General features: G+C 64.4%; 11 protein-coding genes. 1 reads left to right on the forward strand and 10 read right to left on the reverse strand.

All coding sequences use genetic code 11. The features are described 5' to 3' along the window. From MKP05_RS20870 to MKP05_RS20900, 8 genes are all read right to left on the reverse strand, one after another. Positions 1-609 (reverse strand): integrase domain-containing protein (locus MKP05_RS20870; protein WP_240570082.1); only part of this gene is annotated, 609 nt, incomplete at its 3' end. Positions 610-1501: 892 nt separating this feature from the next. Further along, a complete protein-coding gene (locus tag MKP05_RS20875) occupies positions 1502-1777 on the reverse strand; it encodes a type II toxin-antitoxin system RelE/ParE family toxin (protein ID WP_240570083.1) in 276 nt (91 codons plus the stop codon). Beyond that, positions 1764-1952 carry a type II toxin-antitoxin system RelB family antitoxin gene (gene relB, locus MKP05_RS20880; RefSeq protein ID WP_240570084.1) on the reverse strand — a complete coding sequence of 63 codons (189 nt, stop codon included), beginning with the start codon at positions 1950-1952 and terminating at the stop codon, positions 1764-1766. The genes MKP05_RS20875 and relB overlap by 14 nt, the downstream gene beginning before the upstream one ends. A 49-nt stretch (positions 1953-2001) precedes the next feature. Beyond that, positions 2002-2397, reverse strand: coding sequence for a hypothetical protein (locus tag MKP05_RS20885; RefSeq protein WP_240570085.1), 396 nt, complete (start codon positions 2395-2397; stop codon positions 2002-2004). A gap of 167 nt (positions 2398-2564) precedes the next feature. Then, the gene (locus MKP05_RS20890; protein WP_240570086.1) at positions 2565-2840 is read right to left on the reverse strand and encodes a DUF2442 domain-containing protein; all 276 of its coding nucleotides are present in this window, start codon (positions 2838-2840) and stop codon (positions 2565-2567) included. Beyond that, positions 2821-2964 (reverse strand): DUF4160 domain-containing protein, encoded by a 144-nt coding sequence (locus MKP05_RS22000; protein WP_369127985.1) that lies wholly within the window; start codon positions 2962-2964, stop codon positions 2821-2823. The genes MKP05_RS20890 and MKP05_RS22000 overlap by 20 nt, the downstream gene beginning before the upstream one ends. A gap of 9 nt (positions 2965-2973) precedes the next feature. Further along, positions 2974-3405 carry a helix-turn-helix domain-containing protein gene (locus MKP05_RS20895; RefSeq protein WP_240570087.1) on the reverse strand — a complete coding sequence of 144 codons (432 nt, stop codon included), beginning with the start codon at positions 3403-3405 and terminating at the stop codon, positions 2974-2976. Positions 3406-4355: 950 nt separating this feature from the next. Next, the gene (locus MKP05_RS20900; RefSeq protein ID WP_240570088.1) at positions 4356-5297 is read right to left on the reverse strand and encodes a DNA-binding protein; all 942 of its coding nucleotides are present in this window, start codon (positions 5295-5297) and stop codon (positions 4356-4358) included. 266 nt (positions 5298-5563) lie between these two features. Here MKP05_RS20900 and MKP05_RS20905 point away from each other — a divergent pair, with 266 nt between their 5' ends. Further along, positions 5564-5794 (forward strand): MbcA/ParS/Xre antitoxin family protein, encoded by a 231-nt coding sequence (locus MKP05_RS20905; protein WP_240570089.1) that lies wholly within the window; start codon positions 5564-5566, stop codon positions 5792-5794. Between the two features lie 332 nt (positions 5795-6126). On the opposite strand, the gene MKP05_RS20910 is transcribed toward MKP05_RS20905, so the two are convergent. Beyond that, entirely contained in the window at positions 6127-6411 is a 285-nt protein-coding gene (locus MKP05_RS20910) for a hypothetical protein (protein ID WP_240570090.1), read from the reverse strand. Next, on the reverse strand, positions 6408-6834 hold a 427-nt coding region (locus MKP05_RS20915), incomplete at its 5' end, for an integrase domain-containing protein (protein WP_240570091.1). The genes MKP05_RS20915 and MKP05_RS20910, both read right to left, overlap by 4 nt.

A 6834-nucleotide genomic window follows, 5' to 3' on the forward strand; every position in this document is an offset into this window, starting at 1 on the left:
AGCTCGCTCCAGGGCGGCGAGCTGACGAGCGGCGTGCTCGGCGTCTTGTGGGTTCAGCGGCACCTCGCGAGGTCGCCCGCCCTTGGTGCCGTCCGTCACGCTGATAACGCCTCGCGCCTGGGCCTCGCGCAGCGCGGCCCGCGCATCGAAAAGAGAGGATTCTTTCGAGCGCAGGCCGAACTCGCGGGCGAGCTCGGCGACGGCCGCGCCTCGCTCGCTGAGTGCGGCCATGCCGCGTTCCAGCGGGGCCCTGTCGAGCCCCGTGGGCGGGGTCTCGCGGATTGCGTTGCGCTGATCGATCCCACATTCCTTCGTGGGACTGACCGACTTCCACTCGCCCTGGGTAGCCAGCCGCATCACGCTGTTGATGGCGGATACGGCATTCTGGGCGTGGCCCTGGCCGATCTCGTGGTTGCTGACGCGATCGGCGAGCTGCTCGCCGTAGCGAATGACCAAATCGCGAGTGATGTGCTCCATCTGCCGGACGCCGTTGTCACGAGAGAACGCTGAGAATTGCGCGAATTCCCGCGCAATCCCGGCGGCATGCTTGAACCCCATCGCGCCGTCGTGAACCGCGTTATTTGCTGCAAATTTGGCTGCTTTACTCATATCCCGTGACCCCAACCCGAAATTTCGACTCTTGCTCATGCTGGTTGCCCCTCTGGCGGAATTCGTTGCCCTGCGAAGCTGTCGCCGCGCAGCAGCGGGTGGTGAGTTTTACGCGAGACGTTGAGGACGCTCGCCGATCCTGAGGGGGCGGTGTGGTGCGGCTCGTAGGCCGCTCCGTGGGCTTGAACGATGTGGTTGTGGGGGTGCTATGGGGATGCCACTCCCGCGCCGCACGGCCGCCTATCGGCGCCGTGCAGCTCCGGCCTAGCGGAGAACCGCCACCCCTGCCCAGGGGGTGCCCAAACCAGCAGCGTCGATGTCCCGAGGGGACATCGACGTCGGTTTTCGTCATCGCTGTCGCTCGACGAAAATCGTGACACGCCCCATGGTGCGGGGCTTTCCGGCGGGTGCCGGGGGTGGGAGGGCCGTCGTCAGGTGGGTTTACCCACCTGACGACGGCCGGGAGCCCACTGCCTCAAGCAGGGGCGCGCGCGTGGCTTGTGCAGGCCGGCAGAATCGGCGGCAGCAAGCGAAGATGACGTGAATCACGCACGGAGGAGCAGCTCGAAGACACGAGCCGTGCTGGGAGAGAGACTCCAGCGGAGAGACCTCGAGCAGCCGCCAGGCGCTGGAGGTGGCGAGGGAGTAGGACAGCAGAGCAAATAGCAACACCGGCGCGAGGCCGGTACCCAGCTATACGGCGCGCCTATGCCGGTGACATAGAAGCCCGGAAGCGCGGGTGGGAAACGCCCGGAGGGCGTGGTACTGCGGGGAAAAATGCTGATTGTTTGGAAAGGCCAGCGCTACCTTTTGGTCTGCCACAGCGTGACATTACATTGGAGAATATCGCGCCGATTCTCAGCTGGCAATAGCCGAATCTCTGTTTGTATGGCTAGGGGTATTCCTGGCGAGCGTGCAGCACATCGACGATGGCGATGTGGTCGATCGCGACGCGGTAGATCACCAGGTAGTTAGGGTGCACGACGGCTTCTCGTGTCCCGGCGACACGACCAGGGCGGTAGAGGTAGGGGTGCTGAGGCAACGCCTCGGCGGTCTCTTCGATGGTCCGGTAGAGCGTCTCGGCGGCGTAGGGGTTGCGGTCACCGAGGTAGTCGAGGATGGCCCATAGCGACTGGCGCGCCTGGGGGCGCCAGTCAACCGGCAGCATGGCGGCGCTTGGTGGCGATCAGCTCGCGCATCTCAGCCATTACGTCGTCATGGGGGATCGAGGGCCGGGGGTCCTCCAGGCTCTTGCGGATTCGCTCACGAAACCAGCGGTCGTAGCTGTCCGCCTGCTCCTGGGTCTCGAACTCGCTGATGATCGGATCGAGTGGGGTGCTCATGGGGCGCCCTCCTGGGTGACTATGCCCCCAGTGTAACGTGGTGACAGTGTCAGTGCTTGGCCTCGAAGCGGCGCAACAGGTCACCAAACCCGGTGATCTGTCCGCCTGCCCGCTGAGGCCCGGTCTCTGCTGGTAATGCTCTCTCAAGATCCTCCTGGAGCTGCCCCGGTGCCGGTAGACGCCGGAGCTCGCGTACCTCCTCCTGGAGCTGAACGACCTGCTCACGGAGTGCCCGGAGCTCGCGCAGCAGAAGATCGTCACGCTCGCTCGATGAGGTGTCTCGAGAGGTGTATCGCGGAGACGGCTCAGGGGGTGTATCGGGTGTAACATCGCTCGGCGGCTCGCCGTAGGCGCGGATCAGTTCAGAGAGGTCGATCAAGCGCTGCCCATCGTCGCTGAGCCTAGACGTGATGCGGCCTGATCGGCAGTGACGATGGATCGTCATGCGGCTCTTTCCGTACAGCCTGGCGGCATCTGACAAATTCAGCTCGGGCATGTATCAAGGTGTCACATTTTTAGCTGGAGAGGGTGTAACACCTGGGAGTATAGCGGCAGTGAGATTTGGCTGTCCTTCAAGAGGCCCTGGCTGATGGGAAGGCCGGAGGCAAAGAGTCAGGCAACTGCCTGGCGGCGTCGCGTCTGGTCGCCCCGCCCAGCCAACAGACCGGCAATAGAGATGTCCTCATCCAAGGCTTCCCAATGGAGTCCTTCGCCGCGGCCGATCAGCTCCCACTGCTCGCGCTGCTCCAGTGTGCCGTGCAGCAGCCGGGGGAACCAGGCCAGCGGGATCGACAGCTCGCGGCCATCGTCCAGCGTGACGCGGAAGGTGTCGGCGGTGAAGCTCACGTCAACAGCGAGCGGGTCGGATTCAAGATTCAAAGTGCGCATGCCATGCCTCCAGAAACTCGACCTGGTCGCCGGCTCTCACATGGACGTGTGGCGGCTCACGTGGATCGCTCTCGTCGCTGTAGAAGAAGAACCGGCAGGGGCCTTCGCGAAAGAGTGTCGGCATCGGTCCTCCTCATTCTACGTGGTTGTCTGGGTCGCGAGCCGGCAAGTCTGGCTCGAGCCCCTCGATGAGGCCCTGACTAGGCGGGTCGTCGTTCGGCCCGTGTGGAATCTGCTCCTCGCCGCGCATCAGCGTTGGGATCTGCCGCAATGGCGGGCGATGCTCGAGTGACTGCTGTTGTTCACTCTCAGACGCAATGACCTGTGCACTGAAACGGCTATATCTGAGCCTTTCGCGGGGCTGACCCCATGCAACCCGGTCGTTGATGACGTAAGCCAGCGCACCACCCTTGCCGCCGATCTGCACGACTTCAATCCAGCGCTCGGCTTCGAGCTTCTGAATCGCCTTCCGCACGGTGTTGCGGTGTACTGGTCGCTCTCCAGGGCGAGCCATGAGCTCGCCGAGAGTGCCCTGGCTGGCGACGACAGCATTGCCGTCTCCCATGTGTGCGACCAGCGTATGCGCGAGCCGTGCGGCCATAGGAGCCGACGCAATTAGATGCCCCCACGCCTCGTGAGCCGCTCTTTCAGTCTGGACCCATGTCCGATGCTTTTGCTGTGGTGCTGGTGCTCTACCCACCGCCTGCTTCCTGTGCTCCACCACCTTGTTCACCCCTGCATCACATAAAGTGCGGTATGCACCTCACAGGGTGCATACCGCACCCTTTTACCATGTGCATACCGCACTTCCAAGTGTGCGATATGCACATAACCTGCACACTCTAGGGTGTGCACCCCTGCACTCTCTAGAGTGTGCACCCTGTTCTCATAAGTCATTGTTTATAAACGATCCTCATTTTAACCCCTCTAAGATCTATCCTCCGGAGGTGGCAACCACGGTGCAGCCCGCTTTTCGGCGCTATCGCGCCCGCCTACCCTCCGGTCGCTGCGCTCCCTCCGCCCGGCCTTCGGCCGCCTAACTATGGCGCGCCAAAGGCGCGGTTGTGCGGCAGCGTGCAGGGCGCTACGCGCCCGCGCTGCCTCTTTCACGCGTGGCCGCTAAAGCACGCCGCGCTGGCAATTGGATTCCATCACCTCGCGGATACAAAACCCCTTGTTCGGCAGGAAGGGAGGCATTTACGCCTCCCCGGTTAAACGGGTTTCTAGGGGGGGTGAGGTAAAAAAAATCTGACACTATGACACCCAAGGTGCGGCACGAGACGTGCGCCCAGGTGGGAGCGAGGAACGAGCGACCCCGGGCGTGCGGCGAGGGGCGTGCCGAACAAGCGGAGCGCGTTAGCGGCGGCGTAGCCGACGACTGGCCCTACGGGCCAGGGGTGATCAGGTCTGGGAGGCATTAATGAGAGCACTGGAGCCTCCCGAAAAACCGTCAAGATAAGCCGCGTAATCCTGATTTTCGGCCCCCAGAGAGGGTGGCCGCCCCTTCCACGAGGGTCAGTCAGACTCACCGAATGGCAGGCCCGGCTGTTCCTCGCCACGCCGTTGACGATCTGCCTTTTCGCCCTCCAGGGCGCCCAGGCGGGCCGCTAGGGCCTCACCCCGTACCTCGGCCTTAGTCCGGGCCTGTTCGGCCGCCTGGGCGCGTTTCTGAGCGTCCTGGAGCTGCTTCTCCACGGCGGCCAGGCGCTCGCGGTACTCGTCGCGCTGTTCGCCCAGGGCCTGGCGGTGCCCCTGGGCATCCTGTTGGCGAGCCTGCCGCTCCTCCTGGAGCGCCTTGGCCCGCTCCTCGGCCTGCTGCTGGGCGGCCTCGGTACGGGTCTCGGCCACGGCCAGGGCGCGCTCGGCCTCGATGCGCTTTTCGTCGGCCTGCTTCGCCTCGCGCTGCGCGTCGATCCGAGCCGTTCGCTCCTCGTCGCGCTGCTCCTCGAGGGTCGTCACCCGGTTGCGGGCCTCGGCCAGCTGCTGCCGGGCGTCGTCTCGCTGGGCTTCCAGCTCCCGCACCCGCTCGCGGAACTCGGCCAGGGCGCTGCGCGCCTCGTCGCGCTCGCCGGTCACCCGGTCCCGCTCGCTCTCCAGGGCCTCCACCTGGGCGCTCAGCTCCTCGACCTGCTCCTCCAGCTGCTCGCCGGTGGCGGCCAGTTCGTCGGCGGTGTGCTGCGCCTCCAGGGCCTCGGCTTCGGCGTCGGCGCGGGCCGCGGCGGCTTGGCGTTCCAGTTCCTCGGCCAGGGCGGCGGTCAGCTCGTCGGGCAGGCGGGCGGCGCGGCGCTCGGCCGGCGCCTGGGTGGCCCGCCACGCCTTGAGGTGGCGGTGGATGGTGTTGGGGCTGCCGGTGCCCAGATGCTCGCGGATGCGCTGGATGCTGGGCTTCTCGCCCTGCCCCACCAGGGCGTCGGCGGCGGTGGCGACCTGCTCGTAGGTGATCCCGGTGCGTGCCATATCGTATCCCCTTTGTCCGTATCGTATATCGTATTTCATATTATACGTTATATGGTACGAAATACAATACAAAATACAGGCACTCTCCGAAATTTCTCGGCAGCGGGGCGTGTTTGGGGTGTCCAGGCACGAAAAACCCCGCCGTAGCGGGGAGTTGAGTGGTTCGGCAGAACCTTCAAGGCGCCGGCCAGTATCACGAAGAATCGCGATCACCTAATCTGATCTGAGCGATACCAAGCCTTATGGCCTTGCTGGAGGAAGCCGCAATGAGAAAACAACCGGAGGCCACTGGAGGGGGATCGGATTCTTCTTCAGCTGACGTCGAGGTGTGGCGAGCGGCCATCGCAATGTTCGATGGTGACCGGTCTGCGGCAAGGGACTGGCTGCACCAGGAGGCCATGGGGCTGGGGTGGAGGCGCCCTGTCGACGTGATGGAAGAGGATGTTCAACAGGTCCTCGATCTGATCATGCGAATCGACCACGGGGTCTATACATGAGCCCACCAAGTGTTCCGTATGCGGAACACCCGACGCAGCCATTTTGGCCTCTCAGGGTGACGATGGGGCCATCAGTCCTGGTCGAGTAGCTCCGCACGATGCCTACGTATGGTTGATCTGGATGCTGCGTTTGCCGCTTTGAGGGTCTCGCGGACCTTTTCCTTGGATGCGAACGGTTGGTCTTTGATGCTGGCTGTTCCCAGGGTTACGAGGCGCCCTGAGCGCGTTCGGGAGCGAAGAATCTTGCGGCCTTTCGCATCGTATTCCATCGACATGGGAGTCTTCCTCAGAACATCGAGTCACTGGTAGAAAGTGAGCTTGACGATAACATTCTAGGCCATCGGGCTGCGGGGCCGTGGTGGTTCTCCACTGCGACCGAGAAGACGCCACAGCAGGCAAATCGCGCGGTGGTAGTCTCTGCGCGTCGCCGGCGAAAAGCTGCGTTGCTCGAAAAATTCGTGGACCTGGCGGCGTCCGATCTGCGCGGCGGGTCGCTGGCAGAATTCGATGAAGGCGCGGACGCGGCGGACCGTTGCGCGGCGTGATACCTTGCCGCCCTTGGCGGCGTACAGCTTCAGCCGGTGATCGAGCTGACGGTCGATGAGCGGGTGGTTCATGGGTGCGCTCCGAGATAGGAATTGGTGACGCCGGTTCTGCCGTGGCCCAGCTCCTGGGCGATCTGCTGACGGGCCGCGCGATCGGCGGCGCGGGGGGCGCCCCCGCCGAGGCAAGGAGCGGCGTGACCGGTGAGCTGCTGATAGCGTTCGCAGGCATAGGCGCTGCGTAGATCGTGGAGGCGGCTGATACCGTACTGTTGCAGCGTCTCGCGAACCTGCCGGAGCCCGTTTTCAGACCAGGTCTTCCAGTTCTGGTGGGGGGGCATGACCGCCCGGGCCGCGCCCTGCGCGGCGGCAGCTCGCTCCAGGGCGGCGAGCTGACGAGCGGCGTGCTCGGCGTCTTGTGGGTTCAGCGGCACCTCGCGAGGTCGCCCGCCCTTGGTGCCGTCCGTCACGCTGATAACGCCTCGCGCCTGGGCCTCG

The organism is Halomonas flagellata, from assembly GCF_022487945.1.
Classification (GTDB): Bacteria; Pseudomonadota; Gammaproteobacteria; order Pseudomonadales; family Halomonadaceae; genus Halomonas; species Halomonas flagellata.